This window comes from Enterobacter sp. 237C8, assembly GCF_034106865.1.
GTDB classification, from domain to species: Bacteria; Pseudomonadota; Gammaproteobacteria; order Enterobacterales; family Enterobacteriaceae; genus Enterobacter; species Enterobacter asburiae_B.
The window spans coordinates 373,566-392,520 of the sequence record NZ_JAWNDF010000001.1 but is presented as its reverse complement, the minus strand read 5'-3'; the positions used below and the strand labels follow the sequence as shown (position 1 = coordinate 392,520).

The 18,955-nt window shown below is 55.4% G+C and carries 18 protein-coding genes; 17 read left to right on the top strand and 1 reads right to left on the bottom strand.

Annotated features, from left to right (window positions below; all coding sequences use genetic code 11):
* Positions 1-38: 38 nt before the first annotated feature.
* The 10 genes from miaB (at position 39) to rihA (ending at position 10,264) form a co-directional block, all read left to right on the top strand.
* The gene (gene miaB / locus USF70_RS01910) at positions 39-1,463 is read left to right on the top strand and encodes a tRNA (N6-isopentenyl adenosine(37)-C2)-methylthiotransferase MiaB (protein WP_033144935.1); all 1,425 of its coding nucleotides are present in this window, start codon (positions 39-41) and stop codon (positions 1,461-1,463) included.
* A 163-nt stretch (positions 1,464-1,626) separates the two neighbouring features.
* Complete coding sequence (locus tag USF70_RS01905; RefSeq protein ID WP_008501053.1) at positions 1,627-2,673, top strand: PhoH family protein; 1,047 nt, start codon at positions 1,627-1,629, stop codon at positions 2,671-2,673.
* Positions 2,670-3,137: an rRNA maturation RNase YbeY gene (ybeY, locus tag USF70_RS01900; RefSeq protein WP_008501052.1), complete on the top strand. Its 468-nt coding sequence runs from the start codon at positions 2,670-2,672 to the stop codon at positions 3,135-3,137. The genes USF70_RS01905 and ybeY overlap by 4 nt, the downstream gene beginning before the upstream one ends.
* Positions 3,138-3,226: 89 nt before the next feature.
* Positions 3,227-4,105, top strand: coding sequence for a CNNM family magnesium/cobalt transport protein CorC (corC, locus tag USF70_RS01895; protein ID WP_021242574.1), 879 nt, complete (start codon positions 3,227-3,229; stop codon positions 4,103-4,105).
* A 5-nt stretch (positions 4,106-4,110) separates the two neighbouring features.
* Positions 4,111-5,649: an apolipoprotein N-acyltransferase gene (gene lnt / locus USF70_RS01890; RefSeq protein ID WP_087822183.1), complete on the top strand. Its 1,539-nt coding sequence runs from the start codon at positions 4,111-4,113 to the stop codon at positions 5,647-5,649.
* Between the two features lie 352 nt (positions 5,650-6,001).
* Entirely contained in the window at positions 6,002-6,907 is a 906-nt protein-coding gene (locus tag USF70_RS01885; RefSeq protein WP_008501049.1) for an amino acid ABC transporter substrate-binding protein, read from the top strand.
* A gap of 155 nt (positions 6,908-7,062) precedes the next feature.
* Positions 7,063-7,803 carry an amino acid ABC transporter permease gene (locus USF70_RS01880; protein WP_023310756.1) on the top strand — a complete coding sequence of 247 codons (741 nt, stop codon included), beginning with the start codon at positions 7,063-7,065 and terminating at the stop codon, positions 7,801-7,803.
* Positions 7,803-8,477, top strand: coding sequence for a glutamate/aspartate ABC transporter permease GltK (gene gltK, locus USF70_RS01875; protein ID WP_014883002.1), 675 nt, complete (start codon positions 7,803-7,805; stop codon positions 8,475-8,477). The genes USF70_RS01880 and gltK overlap by 1 nt, the downstream gene beginning before the upstream one ends.
* Positions 8,477-9,202: an amino acid ABC transporter ATP-binding protein gene (locus tag USF70_RS01870; RefSeq protein ID WP_014883001.1), complete on the top strand. Its 726-nt coding sequence runs from the start codon at positions 8,477-8,479 to the stop codon at positions 9,200-9,202. The genes gltK and USF70_RS01870 overlap by 1 nt, the downstream gene beginning before the upstream one ends.
* A gap of 120 nt (positions 9,203-9,322) precedes the next feature.
* Positions 9,323-10,264, top strand: a complete 942-nt coding sequence (gene rihA / locus USF70_RS01865) for a pyrimidine-specific ribonucleoside hydrolase RihA (RefSeq protein WP_232938429.1) — start codon at positions 9,323-9,325, stop codon at positions 10,262-10,264.
* 149 nt (positions 10,265-10,413) lie between these two features.
* On the opposite strand, the gene USF70_RS01860 is transcribed toward rihA, so the two are convergent.
* On the bottom strand, positions 10,414-10,896 hold the full coding sequence (locus USF70_RS01860) for a zinc ribbon-containing protein (protein ID WP_048980791.1): 483 nt from the start codon (positions 10,894-10,896) through the stop codon (positions 10,414-10,416).
* A gap of 214 nt (positions 10,897-11,110) precedes the next feature.
* On the opposite strand from USF70_RS01860, the gene leuS reads away from it, so the two are divergent.
* The 7 genes from leuS to mrdA all read left to right on the top strand — a co-directional run bounded on the left by leuS (position 11,111) and on the right by mrdA (position 18,954).
* On the top strand, positions 11,111-13,693 hold the full coding sequence (gene leuS, locus USF70_RS01855; protein ID WP_221702644.1) for a leucine--tRNA ligase: 2,583 nt from the start codon (positions 11,111-11,113) through the stop codon (positions 13,691-13,693).
* A 14-nt stretch (positions 13,694-13,707) separates the two neighbouring features.
* Entirely contained in the window at positions 13,708-14,277 is a 570-nt protein-coding gene (gene lptE, locus USF70_RS01850; protein ID WP_320735225.1) for an LPS assembly lipoprotein LptE, read from the top strand.
* Positions 14,277-15,308, top strand: a complete 1,032-nt coding sequence (gene holA, locus USF70_RS01845) for a DNA polymerase III subunit delta (RefSeq protein ID WP_064673642.1) — start codon at positions 14,277-14,279, stop codon at positions 15,306-15,308. Before lptE ends, holA begins: the two co-directional genes overlap by 1 nt.
* On the top strand, positions 15,301-15,966 hold the full coding sequence (gene nadD / locus USF70_RS01840) for a nicotinate-nucleotide adenylyltransferase (protein ID WP_029740134.1): 666 nt from the start codon (positions 15,301-15,303) through the stop codon (positions 15,964-15,966). The genes holA and nadD overlap by 8 nt, the downstream gene beginning before the upstream one ends.
* 269 nt (positions 15,967-16,235) lie before the next feature.
* Positions 16,236-16,553: a ribosome silencing factor gene (rsfS, locus tag USF70_RS01835; protein WP_023334893.1), complete on the top strand. Its 318-nt coding sequence runs from the start codon at positions 16,236-16,238 to the stop codon at positions 16,551-16,553.
* A gap of 3 nt (positions 16,554-16,556) precedes the next feature.
* Positions 16,557-17,024, top strand: coding sequence for a 23S rRNA (pseudouridine(1915)-N(3))-methyltransferase RlmH (rlmH, locus tag USF70_RS01830; protein ID WP_023310748.1), 468 nt, complete (start codon positions 16,557-16,559; stop codon positions 17,022-17,024).
* 28 nt (positions 17,025-17,052) lie between these two features.
* Positions 17,053-18,954: a peptidoglycan DD-transpeptidase MrdA gene (gene mrdA, locus USF70_RS01825; RefSeq protein WP_047061344.1), complete on the top strand. Its 1,902-nt coding sequence runs from the start codon at positions 17,053-17,055 to the stop codon at positions 18,952-18,954.
* Position 18,955: the final 1 nt, after the last annotated feature.

Here is an 18,955-nt window from a genome sequence, read left to right as displayed (position 1 = left end):
TACAATACGCGGCTTGCAATCCTGAGCTGAGCAAGTCGATGACTAAAAAACTCCATATAAAAACCTGGGGCTGTCAGATGAACGAATACGATTCATCCAAGATGGCCGATCTGCTGGATTCAACCCACGGATACCAGCTGACTGAAAATGCGAAAGAAGCGGACGTGCTGCTGCTGAACACCTGTTCGATTCGTGAAAAAGCGCAGGAAAAAGTCTTTCACGTGTTAGGCCGCTGGAAGCTACTCAAACGAAAAAATCCGGATCTGATCATCGGGGTGGGTGGCTGCGTCGCATCGCAGGAAGGTAAGCTGATCCGCCAGAGAGCCCCGTATGTGGATATCGTCTTTGGCCCTCAGACCCTGCACCGCCTGCCGGAGATGATCAATCAGGTTCGCGGCAACCGTAGCCCGGTCGTTGACGTCAGCTTCCCGGAAATCGAAAAGTTTGACCGTCTGCCGGAGCCGCGCGCCGATGGCCCGACCGCCTTCGTCTCCATCATGGAAGGCTGCAACAAATATTGCACTTACTGCGTGGTGCCTTACACCCGTGGTGAAGAAGTCAGCCGTCCGGCAGACGATATTCTGTTTGAAATTGCGCAGCTTGCCGCACAGGGCGTTCGCGAAGTGAACCTGCTGGGCCAGAACGTGAACGCCTGGCGCGGGGAAAACTACGACGGCACCACCGGCAGCTTTGCCGAACTGCTGCGTCTGGTGGCCGCGATTGACGGTATCGACCGCATTCGCTTTACCACCAGCCATCCGATGGAGTTTACCGACGACATCATTGACGTGTATCGCGATACGCCAGAGCTGGTGAGCTTCCTGCACCTGCCGATTCAGTGTGGATCTGACCGCGTGTTGAACCTGATGGGCCGCCCGCATACGGTGCTGGAGTACAAGTCCACCATTCGCAAGCTGCGTGAAGCGCGTCCGGATATCCAGATCAGCTCCGACTTTATCGTCGGCTTCCCTGGCGAAACCGCTGATGACTTCGAGCGCACCATGAAGCTCATCGGTGAAGTGAATTTTGACGTCAGCTACAGCTTCATCTTCTCTGCGCGTCCTGGAACACCTGCGGCCGATATGGTTGACGATGTGCCGGAAGAAGAGAAAAAGCAGCGTCTGTATATTCTGCAGGAGCGTATTAACCAGCAGGCCAACGCGTGGAGCCGCCGTATGCTTGGCACCGTTCAGCGCATTCTGGTGGAAGGCACCTCCCGCAAGAGCATTATGGAACTCTCCGGTCGTACCGAAAACAACCGCGTGGTGAACTTTGAAGGCACCCCGGATATGATCGGTAAATTCGTGGACGTCGAGATTGTCGAAGTGCTGACCAACTCGCTGCGCGCGAAGCTGGTACGCACCGAGGACGAAATGGGCCTGCGTATTGCCGAGTCACCGGAATCCGTGATCTCTCGTACCCGTAAAGAAAACGATTCTGGCGTGGGGATTTACCAGCCTTAATCCTCCTGGCCTGCCTTTCCGGCAGGCCTTGTATTTCCTCTCATCGTCCCCAATATCTTCCGCAACGCTTGCGCCTTTATTCTGTGGCGTGAATAATTTCGGTAATGACCGTTTTATTACGTCCTATCGCAATGGGTCAGTTAACCAATTAAAGAGGAACAGTTTGAATATAGATACGCGTGAAATTAGCCTTGAGCCAGCAGACAACGCTCGCCTGCTGAGCCTGTGCGGGCCGTTTGATGACAACATCAAACAACTGGAGCGACGTCTGGGTATCGAAATCAATCGTCGCGATAATCATTTCAAACTTACCGGACGCCCTATCTGCGTCAACGCCGCTGCGGACATTCTGCGTAGCCTGTATGTGGATACATCACCCATGCGCGGCGAAATTCAGGATATCGAACCGGAACAAATTCACCTCGCCATTAAAGAGGCGCGCGTGCTTGAGCAGAGCGCGGAAAGCGTGCCGGACTACGGCAAGGCCATTAACATCAAGACCAAACGTGGCGTTATTAAGCCGCGTACGCCAAACCAGGCGCAGTACATCGCCAATATCCTCGACCACGACATCACCTTCGGGGTGGGGCCGGCGGGGACGGGTAAAACCTATCTGGCCGTTGCCGCTGCGGTAGATGCGCTGGAACGCCAGGAGATCCGTCGTATTCTGCTGACCCGTCCGGCCGTTGAAGCGGGTGAAAAGCTGGGCTTCCTGCCGGGCGATCTGAGCCAGAAGGTCGACCCGTATCTGCGCCCGTTATACGATGCGCTGTTCGAGATGCTCGGCTTTGAGAAGGTTGAGAAGCTCATTGAGCGTAACGTTATCGAAGTGGCCCCTCTCGCCTACATGCGCGGTCGTACGCTGAACGATGCGTTCATCATTCTCGATGAGAGCCAGAACACCACCATCGAACAGATGAAGATGTTCCTGACGCGTATCGGCTTTAACTCGAAAGCGGTCATTACCGGTGACGTCACCCAGATCGACCTGCCGCGCAGCACCAAATCCGGCCTGCGCCACGCCATTGAGGTGCTGGCCGAGGTCGACGAAATCAGCTTTAACTTCTTCCACAGTGAAGACGTGGTACGCCACCCGGTGGTCGCGCGTATCGTTAACGCCTATGAAGCCTGGGAAGAGGCGGATCAGAAGCGTAAGGCCGAACTGGCCGCAGAACGTAAGCGCGAAGCGCAGGAGCAAGAACAGAAATGAGTCAGGTGATCCTCGATTTACAGCTGGCCTGTGAAGACAATTCCGGCATGCCAGATGAGGCACAGTTTCAGAAATGGCTGGATGCCGTTATTCCTCAGTTCCAGGAAGAATCAGAAGTGACGATTCGCCTGGTTGATGAAGCGGAAAGCCATGAGCTTAACCTGACCTATCGCGGGAAAGATAAGCCGACCAACGTGCTCTCATTCCCGTTCGAAGCGCCGCCGGGCATTGAGATGCCGCTGCTGGGCGATCTGATCATCTGCCGTCAGGTGGTTGAGCAGGAAGCCAAAGAGCAGCAAAAACCGCTTGAGGCCCACTGGGCGCATATGGTGGTACACGGCAGCCTGCACCTGCTCGGCTACGATCACATTGAAGATGACGAAGCGGAAGAGATGGAGTCCCTCGAGACAGAGATAATGCTTGCTCTGGGCTATGAGGATCCGTACATTGCCGAGAAAGAATAGTCCGTCATCTGACGGACTCACATGCCGCCACGAAAGGATATCGCGTGGCGGTAAACGTTGAACTAACAAGAGAACCCTTAACAAACGCCATGAGCGACGACAATTCACACAGTAGCGACACGACAACCAGTAAAAAGGGATTTTTCTCCCTCATTCTGAACCAGCTTTTCCACGGCGAACCCAAAAACCGTGATGAACTGCTGGAGCTGATTCGTGATTCCGGGCAGAACGACCTTATCGACGAAGATACGCGCGAAATGCTCGAAGGGGTTATGGACATCGCCGACCAGCGCGTTCGCGATATCATGATCCCCCGCTCGCAGATGATCACCCTGAAACGTAACCAGACCCTGGACGAGTGCCTCGATGTGATCATCGAATCCGCCCACTCGCGTTTCCCGGTCATCAGCGAAGACAAAGATCACATCGAAGGGATTTTGATGGCCAAAGATCTGCTGCCGTTTATGCGCAGCGATGCCGAAGCCTTCAGCATGGAAAAAGTGTTACGCCAGGCCGTGGTTGTGCCGGAAAGTAAACGTGTGGATCGGATGCTGAAAGAGTTTCGCTCTCAGCGTTACCACATGGCGATTGTTATTGATGAGTTTGGTGGCGTTTCCGGTCTGGTCACGATCGAGGATATTCTTGAGCTGATCGTGGGCGAAATCGAAGACGAGTACGACGAAGAAGAAGATATCGACTTCCGGCAGCTTAGCCGCCACACCTGGACCGTGCGCGCGCTGGCCTCTATTGAGGACTTTAACGACGCCTTCGGTACCCACTTCAGCGATGAAGAGGTCGATACCATTGGCGGGCTGGTGATGCAGGCCTTTGGCCACCTCCCGGCGCGCGGTGAGACCGTTGACATTGACGGTTACCAGTTCAAAGTGGCAATGGCCGACAGCCGACGTATTATACAGGTTCACGTCAGAACGCCGGACGACTCACCGGTGCCAAAACTGGAAGATTAATGTAAATGGCATTTGCCCCACTGCTTGAACGCCAGCGCATCCGTTTGCTGCTGGCGCTGTTACTCGGAGCCAGCGGTACGCTGGCTTTTTCTCCTTACGATATCTGGCCCGCCGCCATTCTCTCCCTGATGGGGCTTCAGGGCCTGACCCTGAATCGTCGTCCGGTACAGGCTGCGGCTATCGGTTACTTCTGGGGACTGGGGCTGTTTGGCTCAGGCATCAACTGGGTCTATGTCAGCATCGCCCAGTTTGGCGGTATGCCTGGCCCGGTTAACGTCTTCCTGGTGGTATTGCTCGCCGCGTATCTCTCGCTCTATACCGGTCTGTTCGCCGGCATCCTTTCTCGCCTGTGGCCAAAAACCACCTGGCTGCGCGTCGCCATTGCCGCGCCGGTGGTCTGGCAGATAACCGAGTTCCTGCGCGGCTGGGTGCTGACGGGCTTCCCGTGGCTGCAGTTCGGCTACAGCCAGATTGACGGCCCGCTGAAAGGGCTGGCGCCGGTAATGGGCGTTGAGGCCATCAACTTCCTGCTGATGGTGGTGAGCGGTCTGCTGGTCCTGGCGCTGGTCCAGCGCTGCTGGAAGCCGCTGGCTGTGGCGCTGGTGCTGTTTGCCCTGCCCTTCCCGCTGCGCTATATCCAGTGGTTCACGCCCGAGCCAGAGCGCACCCTGCAGGTGTCCATGGTGCAGGGGAATATTCCGCAGTCTATGAAGTGGGATGAGAAAGAGCTGCTGAATACGCTGAAGATCTACGCCAACGCCACCGAAGAGGTGATGGGTAAATCCCAGCTGATTATCTGGCCGGAATCTGCGATCCCCGATCTGGAAATTAACCAGCAGCCGTTCCTCAACATGATGAACGACCTGCTGCTGGCGCGCGGCAGCACGCTGATCACCGGGATTGTCGATGCGCGTCTGAATCAGCAGAACCGCTACGACACCTACAACAGCATCATTACGCTCGGGAAAGATAGCGAGTACAGCTACCACTCCACTGACCGGTACAACAAGAACCACCTGGTGCCGTTTGGTGAATTTGTCCCGCTGGAGTCGATTCTGCGCCCGCTGGCCCCGTTCTTTGACCTGCCGATGTCCTCTTTCAGCCGCGGCCCGTACGTACAGCCTCAGCTGCACGCGCACGGCCTGGCCCTGACGGCGGCCATCTGCTACGAAATCATTCTCGGCGAGCAGGTACGCGATAACTTCCGCCCGGATACTGACTATCTGCTGACCATCTCCAACGACGCCTGGTTTGGTAAGTCAATCGGCCCGTGGCAGCACTTCCAGATGGCACGTATGCGCTCTCTGGAGCTGGCGCGTCCGCTGCTGCGCAGTACCAACAACGGCATCACGGCTGTGATTGGTCCGCAGGGTGAAATTCAGGCGATGATCCCGCAGTTTACCCGTGAGGTACTGACCACTAAAGTCACGCCAACCACCGGGCTGACGCCATACGCGCGCACCGGCAACTGGCCGCTGTGGATACTGACCGTGCTGTTCGGCTTTGGCGCGGTGCTGATGAGCCTGCGTCAGCGTCGGAAATAACCTTCCCTCCTGTTGCCGGGTGGCGTAGCCGCCACCCGACAATTTTCTCCAGACTCCCATTCTGGCACGCCTATTGCTTTGTTTATTCAGGTAAACGCAGTTTGGCTTAACGTGCAACTTTGTCGCACCAGCGTAGATCATCGGTAGCACCGAAACGGTGCAACGGGAGATATTTGCCTCTGATTGGTGCGGCGCGCTTCGCAAAAATAAACAATAACGCAGCAAAATCTTTACATTAAGCCAGACTAAATGTTAACAAGCTTGCATAACACTGCACTCGCATTGCGCGAGATATAACAACATCACAATGGGTATCAATGCGTCGCTGGCGCTGATAAAAAAGGAGTTGGGTATGCAATTACGTAAACTGGCCACAGCAATGCTGGTTATGGGAATGTCTGCAGGCGTGGTTCACGCTGAAGATGCGCCTGCAGCAGGCAGCACTCTCGACAAGATTGCCAAAAACGGCGTCATCGTGGTCGGCCACCGTGAATCTTCTGTCCCGTTCTCTTACTACGACAACACGCAAAAAGTCGTGGGCTATTCACAGGATTACTCCAACGCCATCGTTGAAGCTGTGAAGAAAAAGCTGAACAAACCTGACCTGCAGGTGAAGCTGATCCCAATCACTTCACAGAACCGTATTCCACTGCTGCAAAACGGCACCTTTGACTTCGAGTGTGGCTCCACCACCAACAACCTCGAGCGTCAGAAACAGGCTGCCTTCTCTGACACCATCTTTGTCGTGGGCACTCGTCTGCTGACGAAGAAAGGCGGCGAGATCAAAGACTTCGCTGACCTGAAAGGCAAAGCGGTTGTTGTGACCTCCGGTACCACGTCAGAAGTGCTGCTGCACAAGCTGAACGACGAGAAGAAAATGGATATGCGCATCATCAGCGCGAAAGACCATGGCGACTCCTTCCGTACCCTGGAAAGCGGTCGTGCCGTCGCGTTTATGATGGATGACGCCCTGCTGGCGGGCGAACGTGCGAAAGCGAAGAAACCAGACAACTGGGATATCGTCGGTACCGCGCAGTCCAAAGAAGCCTACGGCTGTATGCTGCGTAAAGACGATCCGCAGTTCAAAAAGCTGATCGATGACACCATCGCTCAGGTGCAGACCTCCGGCGAAGCGGAAAAATGGTTCGACAAATGGTTCAAGAACCCGATTCCACCAAAAAACCTGAACATGAATTTTGAACTGTCTGACGACATGAAAGCGCTGTTCAAATCTCCAAATGACAAGGCTCTTAACTAATTAGAACAACAGGGGCGGGATCTCCTGCCCTCTCGATTGTCGGGAAGCATGGACAGACTATACGTTGAGTGGTCGTTCCCCACTCAGCGCGAAAAATGAGCTTCTCACCAATCTTCGAGGGTAGCGCTGCTACCCTTTTTTTTCTGGAGTTTATTATGTCAATAGACTGGAACTGGGGCATATTCCTGCAACAAGCCCCGTTCGGCAACACCACCTATCTTGGCTGGCTGTGGAGCGGCTTTCAGGTCACCGTGGCACTATCGATAACGGCGTGGATTATCGCGTTTCTTGTCGGTTCTCTGTTCGGTATTCTGCGCACCGTCCCTAACCGTTTTCTTTCAACGCTTGGCACCCTGTATGTGGAACTGTTCCGTAACGTTCCGCTGATCGTGCAATTCTTTACCTGGTATCTGGTCATCCCGGAACTGCTGCCGGAAAATATTGGCATGTGGTTCAAGTCGGAGCTGGATCCGAACGTGCAGTTCTTTGTCTCCTCCATGATGTGTCTGGGGCTGTTTACCGCTGCGCGCGTTTGCGAGCAGGTGCGTGCCGCCATTCAGTCATTGCCGCGCGGACAAAAAAACGCTGGCCTGGCGATGGGCCTGACGCTGCCCCAAACCTACCGCTACGTGCTGCTGCCTAACGCCTACCGCGTTATCGTTCCACCGATGACCTCCGAGATGATGAACCTGGTGAAAAACTCGGCCATCGCCTCGACTATCGGCCTCGTGGATATGGCTGCGCAGGCGGGCAAGCTGCTGGATTACTCCGCTCACGCGTGGGAATCCTTCACCGCGATCACGCTCGCGTATGTTCTGATTAACGCTTTCATCATGCTGGTGATGAACCTGGTTGAACGCAAAATCCGCCTGCCGGGTAATCTGGGGGGCAAATAATGTACGAATTTGACTGGAGTTCTATCGTTCCATCCATGCCTTACCTGCTTGATGGCCTGGTGATTACCTTAAAAATCACCGTTATTGCCATCATCATTGGTATCGTCTGGGGCACCCTGCTGGCCGTCATGCGCCTGTCGAGCTTTAAGCCGCTCGCCTGGTTTGCGACCGCCTACGTTAACGTGTTCCGCTCCATCCCGCTGGTGATGGTGCTGCTGTGGTTTTACCTGATTGTGCCCGGCTTCCTGCAGAACGTGCTGGGGCTGTCGCCGAAAACCGATATCCGTCTGATCTCCGCCATGGTGGCGTTCTCAATGTTCGAGGCCGCTTACTATTCGGAGATTATCCGAGCGGGCATTCAGAGTATCTCCCGCGGGCAATCCAGCGCCGCGCTGGCGCTGGGGATGACGCACTGGCAGTCCATGCAGCTCATTATTCTGCCGCAGGCGTTTCGCGCCATGGTTCCGCTCCTGCTGACCCAAGGCATCGTGCTGTTCCAGGATACCTCGCTGGTCTACGTTCTGAGTCTGGCAGACTTCTTCCGTACCGCGTCAACCATCGGTGAACGTGATGGTACGCAGGTCGAGATGGTGCTCTTTGCGGGTGCGGTCTATTTTGTGATTAGTTTAAGCGCGTCGCTGTTGGTCAGCTGGCTGAAGAAAAGGACGGTATAATGATTTCCCTGAAAAATGTTTCTAAATGGTATGGGCACTTTCAGGTGCTGACCGACTGCTCCACCGAAGTCAAAAAAGGCGACGTGGTGGTGGTATGCGGGCCGTCCGGCTCCGGTAAATCGACGCTGATTAAAACCGTCAACGGACTGGAGCCGGTGCAGCAGGGTGAGATCGTTGTCAACGGCACCAAAGTCAACGATAAGAAAACCAACCTCGCCCAGCTTCGCTCTCACGTTGGCATGGTGTTCCAGCATTTTGAGCTGTTCCCTCACCTCTCCATTATTGAGAACCTGACGCTGGCGCAGGTAAAAGTGCTTAAGCGTGATAAAAAAGCGTCGCGCGAGAAAGGTCTGAAGCTCCTGGAACGCGTTGGGCTTTCGGCGCATGCCGATAAGTTCCCGGCACAGCTTTCTGGCGGCCAACAGCAGCGTGTGGCGATCGCCCGCGCGCTGTGCATGGATCCGGTGGCAATGCTGTTTGATGAGCCAACGTCGGCGCTCGATCCAGAGATGATCAATGAAGTGCTGGACGTAATGGTCGAGCTGGCGCACGAAGGGATGACCATGATGGTGGTGACCCACGAAATGGGCTTTGCCCGTAAAGTGGCCAACCGCGTAATCTTTATGGACGAAGGGAAAATTGTCGAAGACTCACCGAAAGAAGAGTTCTTCGCTAACCCGAAATCAGAGCGTGCGAAAGATTTCCTCGCGAAAATCCTGCACTAATCTTCCCGGTGCGCAATCTGCGGATTGCGCACCGCTTCACGCTTTCACTCAGTTCCTCTCGTCGGCGTCACATTGCAGCGTTAACCTTGTCACAAAATAACGCTACGTATGGAGAACGCTATGGCACAGCCTATTATTCTCGACTGCGATCCGGGTCATGACGACGCGATCGCGCTCGTCCTCGCTCTTGCCTCCCCTGAACTCGAGGTAAAAGCCGTCACCTCATCCGCCGGAAACCAGACGCCGGACAAAACCCTGCGCAACGTGCTGCGCATGCTCACGCTGCTCAAACGCACCGACATTCCTGTCGCCGGCGGGGCCGTGAAGCCGCTGATACGCGAGCTGATTATTGCCGACAACGTTCATGGTGAAAGCGGGCTGGACGGTCCGGCACTGCCGGAGCCGGGTTTCACGCCGCAAAACTGTACCGCCGTGGAGCTGATGGCGAAGGTTCTACGTGAGAGTGCAGAACCGGTAACGCTGGTGGCAACCGGACCGCAAACCAACGTTGCGCTGCTGCTGAACAGCCATCCTGAGCTGCATAATAAAATTGCCCGAATTGTGATTATGGGCGGGGCCATGGGGCTGGGGAACTGGACGCCTGCGGCGGAGTTCAACATCTTTGTCGACCCGGAAGCCGCGGAAATCGTCTTCCAGTCCGGCTTACCGATTGTAATGGCGGGACTGGACGTTACCCACCGCGCGCAGATTACGGCGGACGATATTGAGCGATTCCGCTCCGTGGGTAATACGGTCGCGACAACCGTAGCCGAGCTGCTCGACTTCTTTATGGAGTATCACAAAGCAGAGAAATGGGGCTTCCACGGCGCGCCGCTGCACGACCCGTGCACCATTGCCTGGCTACTGAAGCCGGAGATGTTCACCACGGTGGACAGATGGGTTGGTGTTGAGACGCAGGGAAAATACACCCAGGGAATGACGGTGGTAGATTACTACTCGCTGACGGGGAATAAACCTAATACCACGGTGATGGTGGACATCGACCGCGAGGCGTTTGTGGATTTGCTGGCGGAGAGACTGGCTTACTATTGTGCGGCCTGATGCCCTCACCCCAACCCTCTCCCACGGGGAGAGGGAGCAAACACTAAAAACGGCAACGGGGTTGCCGTTTTGCTTTTACCTTTTGTGGCCTGATGCCCTCACCCCCGCCCTCTCCCACGGGGAGAGGGAGCAGAGAGTTTTGCTTTTATTTAGGGCTCAAACGGCCGACGCTGGAACTGATCGTGGCCGCATTTCGGACACAGCGGCAGGACATCCGGCGTATATACCGCAAAATGATGGTGGCAATTCTCACATACCAGATTTCCCAAGCCGACCACCTCACCACTGTGATACACACCGTGATGGTTCAAATCCTGAAAGACCTCGCGCCACTCCAGCTGCGTTTTATCCGTGATGTCGGCCAGCTCTTGCCACAGGCTCTCTTTAATCACCCGCATAAAAACGCTGTCCGTGACCTCCTCCTGGCTCTCCTGGTAGCTGCGCGCGAACTCTTCCAGATCGCGACGCACGGCGCGCGTCACCTCTTCCACTTCGGTTCGCGTTAACTCACCCGTTTGCGTCACGCGGGCACGCGCTTGCTCCACCAGCGCGTCGATATCTCGCTCGCCGTTACGCAGCCGTTCCGTCAGTGTCGCCACCAGTTCGCGGTAAAATTGAGCAACCTTGTTCATCATTTTGCCTCCCGGGTAAGTAACTATTTCTAATAATAGACCTTATTTCATCGCCGCTTTGTCAGGTGAAGCACAGACCCGGTAAATTCCTGCAAAGCGCATTTGTGCGAAAGGCTGTTTTGACGCTGGCGTTTGGGCTATGCTATGCGGATCTGAATTACCACATCCATTGGCTACATTTGTAGCTGTATTGAAAACAGGACCACTGGCTGCCATGCAAGAGCAATACCGCCCGGAAGAGATAGAATCAAAAGTCCAGCAACACTGGGACGAGAAGCGCACCTTTGAAGTAACCGAAGACGAGAGCAAAGAGAAGTATTACTGCCTGTCGATGCTTCCCTATCCTTCTGGTCGACTACACATGGGCCATGTGCGTAACTACACCATCGGCGATGTGATTGCACGCTACCAGCGCATGCTGGGCAAAAACGTTCTGCAGCCTATCGGCTGGGATGCGTTCGGTCTGCCTGCGGAAGGCGCGGCGGTCAAAAACAACACCGCACCGGCGCCGTGGACGTACGACAATATCGCGTACATGAAAAACCAGCTCAAGATGCTGGGCTTTGGCTATGACTGGAGCCGCGAGCTGGCAACCTGTACCCCGGAATACTATCGCTGGGAGCAGAAGTTCTTCACCGAGCTGTATAAAAAAGGCCTGGTTTATAAGAAGACCTCTGCCGTTAACTGGTGTCCGAACGACCAGACCGTTCTCGCGAACGAACAGGTTATCGACGGCTGCTGCTGGCGCTGTGACACCAAAGTTGAGCGTAAAGAGATCCCACAGTGGTTTATCAAAATCACCGCTTACGCTGATGAGCTGCTGAACGATCTGGATAACCTCGACCACTGGCCAGATACCGTTAAGACCATGCAGCGCAACTGGATTGGCCGTTCTGAAGGCGTGGAGATTACCTTCAACGTTGAGAACTACGACCAGACCCTGACTGTCTACACCACCCGTCCGGACACCTTCATGGGCGCGACCTACCTGGCCGTGGCCGCAGGTCACCCGCTGGCGCAGAAAGCGGCAGAGAACAACCCGGAGCTGGCCACCTTCATCGACGAGTGCCGCAACACCAAAGTGGCCGAAGCCGACATGGCGACGATGGAGAAAAAAGGCGTCGCGACAGGCTTCTATGCGAAGCATCCGCTGACTGGCGAAGCGATTCCTGTCTGGGCAGCGAACTTCGTGCTGATGGAGTACGGTACAGGCGCGGTAATGGCCGTTCCGGGACACGATCAGCGCGACTACGAGTTTGCCACCAAATACAGCCTGCCGATTAAAGCCGTTATTCTGGCCGCAGATGGTTCTGAACCCGACCTGTCCGAACAAGCGCTGACCGAAAAAGGCACCCTGTTCAACTCCGGTGAATTCAGCGGCCTGAGCTTCGAAGAGGGCTTCAACGCCATCGCCGATAAGCTGGCCTCTCTGGGCGTGGGCGAGCGTAAAGTTAACTTCCGTCTGCGCGACTGGGGCGTGTCCCGTCAGCGTTACTGGGGCGCGCCAATCCCAATGGTGACGCTGGAAGATGGCACCGTGATGCCAACGCCGGAAGATCAGCTCCCGGTGATCCTGCCGGAAGACGTGGTCATGGACGGTATCACCAGCCCGATCAAAGCCGATCCTGAGTGGGCAAAAACCACCGTCAACGGTCAGCCTGCGCTGCGTGAAACCGACACCTTTGACACCTTTATGGAGTCATCCTGGTACTATGCGCGCTACACCTGCCCGCAGTATCAGGACGGTATGCTCGATTCCGATGCGGCAAACTACTGGCTGCCGGTTGATATCTATATCGGCGGCATCGAACACGCCATCATGCACCTGCTCTACTTCCGCTTCTTCCACAAACTGATGCGCGATGCAGGCATGGTGAACTCTGACGAACCAGCAAAACAGCTGCTGTGTCAGGGCATGGTACTGGCAGATGCGTTCTATTACGTCGGTGCTAACGGCGAGCGTAACTGGGTTTCTCCGGTTGATGCGATCGTCGAGCGCGACGAGAAAGGCCGTATCGTTAAGGCAAAAGACGCCGAAGGTCATGAACTGGTCTACACCGGCATGAGCAAGATGTCCAAGTCGAAAAACAACGGCATCGATCCGCAGGTGATGGTTGAGCGTTACGGTGCGGACACCGTGCGTCTGTTCATGATGTTTGCCTCTCCGGCCGACATGACCCTGGAATGGCAGGAGTCCGGCGTGGAAGGGGCGAACCGCTTCCTGAAACGCGTCTGGAAACTGGTTTACGAACACACTGCACTGGGCGATGCCCCGGCGCTGAACGCCACCGCACTGACTGAAGATCAGCAGGCGCTGCGTCGCGATGTTCATAAAACGATTGCGAAAGTGACCGATGATATTGGTCGTCGTCAGACCTTCAATACCGCAATTGCGGCTATTATGGAACTGATGAACAAGCTGGCGAAAGCCCCGCAGGACGGTGAGCAGGATCGTGCCTTAATGCGTGAAGCGCTGCTGGCCGTCGTTCGCATGCTGAACCCGTTCACTCCGCACGTCAGCTTCACCCTGTGGCAGGAGCTGAAAGGCGAAGGCGATATTGACAACGCGCCGTGGCCGCAGGCTGACGAAGCCGCGATGGTGGAAAACACGACGCTGGTTGTGGTCCAGGTAAACGGCAAAGTCCGCGGTAAAATTACCGTGGCGGTCGATGCAACCGAAGAACAGGTTCGCGAGCGCGCGGGCCAGGAACCTCTGGTCGCAAAATATCTTGAGGGCGTTACCGTACGTAAAGTGATCTACGTACCGGGTAAACTGCTCAATCTGGTCGTTGGCTAAGCGCGGGAGGAAACGTGCGACAACTGGCAACAATACTCTTATCACTGGCGGTGCTTGTCACCGCCGGCTGTGGCTGGCACCTGCGCAATACCACGGCGGTGCCTGCTGAGATGAAAACGATGATTTTCGACTCATCGGATCCGAATGGTCCACTCAGCCGGGCAGTTCGTAATCAGCTGCGTCTGAACGGCGTTGAGCTTGTTGAGAAACAAACGCTGCGCCAGGATGTACCGTCTCTGCGTATCATCGGAGGAGGTCTGTCGAGAGATACGGCCTCCATCTTCCAGGACGGTCGTACAGCTGAATATCAGATGGTGCTGACGGTCAACGCAGCGGTCCTGATCCCGGGTAAAGACATCTATCCGATCAGCACGAAAGTGTTCCGTTCGTTCTTCGATAACCCGCAGACGGCGTTGGCAAAAGATGCCGAACAGCAGATTATCATCAACGAAATGTACGACAAGGCGGCGGAACAGCTGATCCGTAAACTGCCAGGTATTGCAGCGTCTACCCGACAAGGCTCTGACATTGTTGTAAAACCGGTTGCTGGCACGCTTCCTGCTGCTAACTCTCTGGGTAAATGATGATCAGGCTGTATCCTGAACAACTCCGCGCGCAGCTCAAAGAAGGGCTGCGCGCGGCGTATCTGCTTCTTGGAAACGATCCGTTATTGCTTCAGGAAAGCCTGGATGCCGTGCGGCATGAAGCCGCCTCTCAGGGCTTCGATGAACACCACACCGTCCAGCTGGATAACAACACCGACTGGAATGCCCTCTTCTCACTCTGTCAGGCGATGAGCCTTTTTGCGTCGCGCCAGACTATTCAGATCCTGCTGCCGGAAAACGGCCCTAACGCGGCCATCAATGAACAGCTGGCCACGCTGGTCAGCCTGCTTCACAGCGATCTGCTGCTGATTGTGCGCGGCAACAAGCTCACCAAAGCGCAGGAAAATGCGGCGTGGTTCACCCAACTCGCAGCCCACGCGGTGCAGGTCACCTGTCAGACGCCTGAACAGGCGCATCTGCCCAAATGGGTGGCAGCGAGAGCGAAGCAGAACAACCTTCAGCTGGATGATGCGGCGAACCAACTGCTCTGCTACTGCTATGAAGGTAACCTGCTGGCCCTGGCGCAGGCGCTGGACAGACTCTCCCTGCTCTGGCCAGATGGCAAGCTGACCTTGCCGCGCGTCGAGCAGGCCGTTAACGACGCGGCACACTTCACGCCGTTCCACTGGGTGGACGCGCTGCTGTCGGCGAAAAGCAAACGCGCCCTGCATATTTTGCAACAGCTGCGTCTCGAAGGGAGCGAACCGGTTATTCTGCTGCGTACGCTGCAGCGCGAATTATTGCTGCTGATTACGCTCAAGCGTCAGTCGGCCCATACGCCGCTGCGTTCGCTGTTTGATAAACACCGCGTGTGGCAAAATCGCCGGGCTTTGATCACCGAAGCCGTCAACCGCCTGAGTCATGAACAGCTTCGTCAGGCAGTTCAGCTTCTGATGCGCGCTGAGCTCACGTTAAAACAAGATTATGGCCAGTCGGTCTGGGCGGAGCTGGAAAGTCTTTCTCTCCTGCTCTGCCACAAGGCGCTGGCAGACGTTTTTATTGATGGATAGCATGCATTCTTTACAGGCCTTATATGGCGGCACCTTCGACCCGGTACATTACGGGCATCTGAAGCCGGTTGAAATTCTGGCGAATCTGATCGGCCTTCAGCGCGTCACCATCATGCCCAACAATGTCCCGCCCCATCGTCCACAGCCCGAGGCGACCAGCGAGCAGCGAAAAGAGATGCTTGCCCTTGCCATCGCAGATAAACCGCTATTCCGACTTGACGAGCGTGAGCTGCGTCGCGACACGCCCTCCTGGACGTCTCAGACGCTTCAGGAGTGGCGCGCCGAACAAGGGCCAGACCAGCCGCTTGCCTTTATCATCGGCCAGGATTCTCTGCTGAATTTCCCTACGTGGCATCAGTATGAAACCATCCTGGAGAACAGCCACCTGCTCGTCTGCCGCCGTCCCGGCTATCCGCTGACCATGCGCGAAGAGCAGTACCAGCAGTGGCTGGAAGACCACCTCACCGATAATGTTGAAGATCTTCACAACCAGCCTGCCGGGAAGATCTATCTGGCGGAAACGCCGTGGTTTGATATCTCTGCAACCCTCATTCGCGAGCGTCTACAGCAGGGTTTAGCGTGTGACGATCTGCTGCCGACCCCGGTGCTGGCCTATATCCATGCGCACGGTTTGTATCAGAAAAGCGCAGATGAATAGCCGGAGAGCATAAAAAGCGGCTTATTGTTTATCCCGCCTTGACAGGGTAAGCCATACTGTTATTCTCCGCTGCCAGACTTTCCCGCCGATCATTGCTTTACAGAAATTGTTTTACAAAAATGGCAATGCAATCTCAGGCGGAGGGTGGGATGATACCCGCCTTCAAAAGCCCGGCCGGAGACATTTGTCCCGACGCAGGCGTGAGTTCAGGTATACTGTCTGGCTACGAATTCAAAGTTTTACAATCTCATTCACCCCAGGGGGAAAACTTGCAGGGTAAAGCACTCCAGGATTTTGTTATTGACAAAATTGATGACCTGAAAGGTCAGGACATCATCGCTATCGACGTTAAGGGTAAATCCAGTATTACCGACTGCATGATCATCTGCACCGGTACATCGACGCGTCATGTTGTTTCAATTGCCGATCACGTGGTTCAGGAATCGCGTGCAGCAGGGCTGTTGCCGCTGGGTGTTGAAGGTGAAGCGACGGCTGACTGGGTGGTAGTCGACCTCGGCGATGTGATTGTCCACGTCATGCAGGACGAGAGCCGTCGCCTGTATGAGCTGGAAAAACTCTGGGGTTAATGCGTGAAGTTACAGCTGGTCGCCGTCGGCACCAAAATGCCGGACTGGGTACAAACCGGTTTTACTGAATATCTGCGTCGTTTTCCAAAAGACATGCCGTTCGAGCTGGTGGAAATTCCCGCCGGGAAGCGCGGCAAGAACGCTGATATCAAACGTATTCTCGATAAAGAGGGCGAACTGATGCTGGCTGCCGCTGGCAAAAACCGCATCGTCACCCTCGATATTCCAGGTAAACCCTGGGATACGCCGCAGCTGGCGCAAGAACTGGAGCGCTGGAAGCAGGATGGTCGTGACGTCAGTCTGTTGATTGGCGGACCAGAAGGGTTATCCCCTGCCTGCAAAGCGGCGGCTGAACAAAGTTGGTCCCTCTCCGCGCTGACGCTTCCCCACCCGCTCGTTCGGGTACTGGTGGCAGAAAGCCTGTATCGCGCGTGGAGCATTACTACCAACCACCCCTATCACCGCGAGTAATGACTGACCAGGGTAGATTAAGCAGCGGATGAAACTACAGAATTCTTTTCGCGACTATACGGCTGAGTCCGCGCTGTTTGTGCGCCGGGCGCTGGTCGCCTTTACCGGGATTTTGCTGCTTACCGGCGTGCTGATCGCCAACCTCTATAATCTGCAAATTGTCCGCTTTACCGACTACCAGACGCGTTCAAACGAAAACCGTATTAAGCTGGTGCCTATCGCACCCAGCCGCGGCATTATTTACGATCGTAACGGCACCCCGCTGGCGTTGAACCGCACCATCTATCAAATCGAGATGATGCCGGAAAAAGTCGATAATGTTCAGGATACGCTGGAAGCGCTGAAAAGCGTTGTAGACCTTAACGATGACGATATCGCGGCCTTCAAAAAGGAGCGCGCCCGCTCTCACCGCTTCACCTCGATTCCGGTTAAAACCAATTTGACGGAAGTCCAGGTGGCCCGCTTTGCGGTGAATCAGTACCGTTTCCCCGGCGTGGAAGTGAAGGGATATAAGCGTCGCTACTATCCCTACGGCTCCGCGCTGACGCATGTGATTGGCTACGTTTCCAAGATTAACGACAAAGACGTCGACCGCCTTGATAAAGATGGCAAGCTGGCCAACTATGCTGCTACGCACGATATCGGTAAGCTGGGGATCGAACGTTACTACGAAGACGTTCTGCACGGGCAAACCGGCTATGAAGAGGTTGAGGTTAACAACCGTGGACGCGTGATCCGTCAGCTAAAAGAAGTGCCGCCTCAGGCGGGGCATGACGTCTATCTGACGCTCGACCTCAAACTTCAGCAGTATATCGAAACCCTGCTGGCGGGTAGCCGTGCAGCCGTTGTGGTCACCGATCCTCGTACCGGCGGTATCCTGGCAATGGTCTCCATGCCTAGCTATGACCCGAACCTCTTTGTTGATGGGATTTCGAGTAAAGACTATTCCGGTCTGCTGAATGACCCGAACACGCCGCTGGTCAACCGCGCGACGCAAGGGGTTTACCCGCCGGCATCCACGGTTAAACCGTACGTGGCGGTCTCTGCGCTGAGTGCCGGCGTCATCAACCGTAATACCAGCCTGTTTGACCCGGGCTGGTGGCAGCTGCCGGGTTCAGATAAGCGCTATCGTGACTGGAAAAAATGGGGTCACGGTCATCTGAACGTCACCAAATCACTGGAAGAATCTGCGGATACCTTCTTCTATCAGGTGGCGTATGACATGGGTATCGACCGCCTGTCAGAGTGGATGAGCAAATTCGGCTACGGGCATTACACCGGCGTGGACCTTTCAGAAGAACGTTCTGGCAACATGCCAACGCGTGAATGGAAGCTGAAGCGCTTTAAAAAACCGTGGTATCAGGGTGACACTATTCCGGTGGGTATCGGCCAGGGTTACTGGACAGCGACGCCGATTCAGATGAACAAAGCCATGATGATCCTCATCAATGACGGCGTGGTAAAAGTGCCCCATCTGCTACAGAGTACGGTTGAAGACGGCAAAAAAGTGCCGTGGAATCAGCCGCACGAGGCGCCAGTGGGTGACATCCATTCCGGCTTCTGGGAAATTGCGAAAGACGGTATGTACGGCGTGGCAAACCGCCCGAACGGTACCGCGCATAAGTACTTCACCGGTACGCCGTACAAAGTGGCCGCGAAATCCGGTACTGCGCAGGTATTTGGTCTGAAAGCCAACGAAACCTATAACGCGCACCGCATTGCTGAACGTCTTCGTGACCATAAGCTGATGACGGCGTTTGCCCCTTATGATAACCCGCAGGTCGCGGTGGCGATGATTCTGGAGAACGGCGGTGCCGGGCCAGCAGTAGGTACCATCATGCGCCAGATCCTTGACCACATTATGCTGGGTGATAACAACACCGAACTGCCGGCTGAAAACCCGGCCGCCGCTGCGGCGGAGGACCAATAAT

What these genes read in the sequence shown, in the direction of transcription:
- holA (WP_064673642.1), top strand. Translation starts at nt 14,277, where the DNA reads ATGATCAGGCTGTATCCTGAACAACTCCGCGCGCAGCTCAAAGAAGGG.
- leuS (WP_221702644.1), top strand. Translation starts at nt 11,111, where the DNA reads ATGCAAGAGCAATACCGCCCGGAAGAGATAGAATCAAAAGTCCAGCAA.
- nadD (WP_029740134.1), top strand. Translation starts at nt 15,301, where the DNA reads ATGGATAGCATGCATTCTTTACAGGCCTTATATGGCGGCACCTTCGAC.
- ybeY (WP_008501052.1), top strand. Translation starts at nt 2,670, where the DNA reads ATGAGTCAGGTGATCCTCGATTTACAGCTGGCCTGTGAAGACAATTCC.
- lnt (WP_087822183.1), top strand. Translation starts at nt 4,111, where the DNA reads ATGGCATTTGCCCCACTGCTTGAACGCCAGCGCATCCGTTTGCTGCTG.
- USF70_RS01880 (WP_023310756.1), top strand. Translation starts at nt 7,063, where the DNA reads ATGTCAATAGACTGGAACTGGGGCATATTCCTGCAACAAGCCCCGTTC.
- USF70_RS01860 (WP_048980791.1), bottom strand. Translation starts at nt 10,896, where the DNA reads ATGAACAAGGTTGCTCAATTTTACCGCGAACTGGTGGCGACACTGACG.
- mrdA (WP_047061344.1), top strand. Translation starts at nt 17,053, where the DNA reads ATGAAACTACAGAATTCTTTTCGCGACTATACGGCTGAGTCCGCGCTG.
- miaB (WP_033144935.1), top strand. Translation starts at nt 39, where the DNA reads ATGACTAAAAAACTCCATATAAAAACCTGGGGCTGTCAGATGAACGAA.
- gltK (WP_014883002.1), top strand. Translation starts at nt 7,803, where the DNA reads ATGTACGAATTTGACTGGAGTTCTATCGTTCCATCCATGCCTTACCTG.
- corC (WP_021242574.1), top strand. Translation starts at nt 3,227, where the DNA reads ATGAGCGACGACAATTCACACAGTAGCGACACGACAACCAGTAAAAAG.
- USF70_RS01870 (WP_014883001.1), top strand. Translation starts at nt 8,477, where the DNA reads ATGATTTCCCTGAAAAATGTTTCTAAATGGTATGGGCACTTTCAGGTG.
- rihA (WP_232938429.1), top strand. Translation starts at nt 9,323, where the DNA reads ATGGCACAGCCTATTATTCTCGACTGCGATCCGGGTCATGACGACGCG.
- USF70_RS01885 (WP_008501049.1), top strand. Translation starts at nt 6,002, where the DNA reads ATGCAATTACGTAAACTGGCCACAGCAATGCTGGTTATGGGAATGTCT.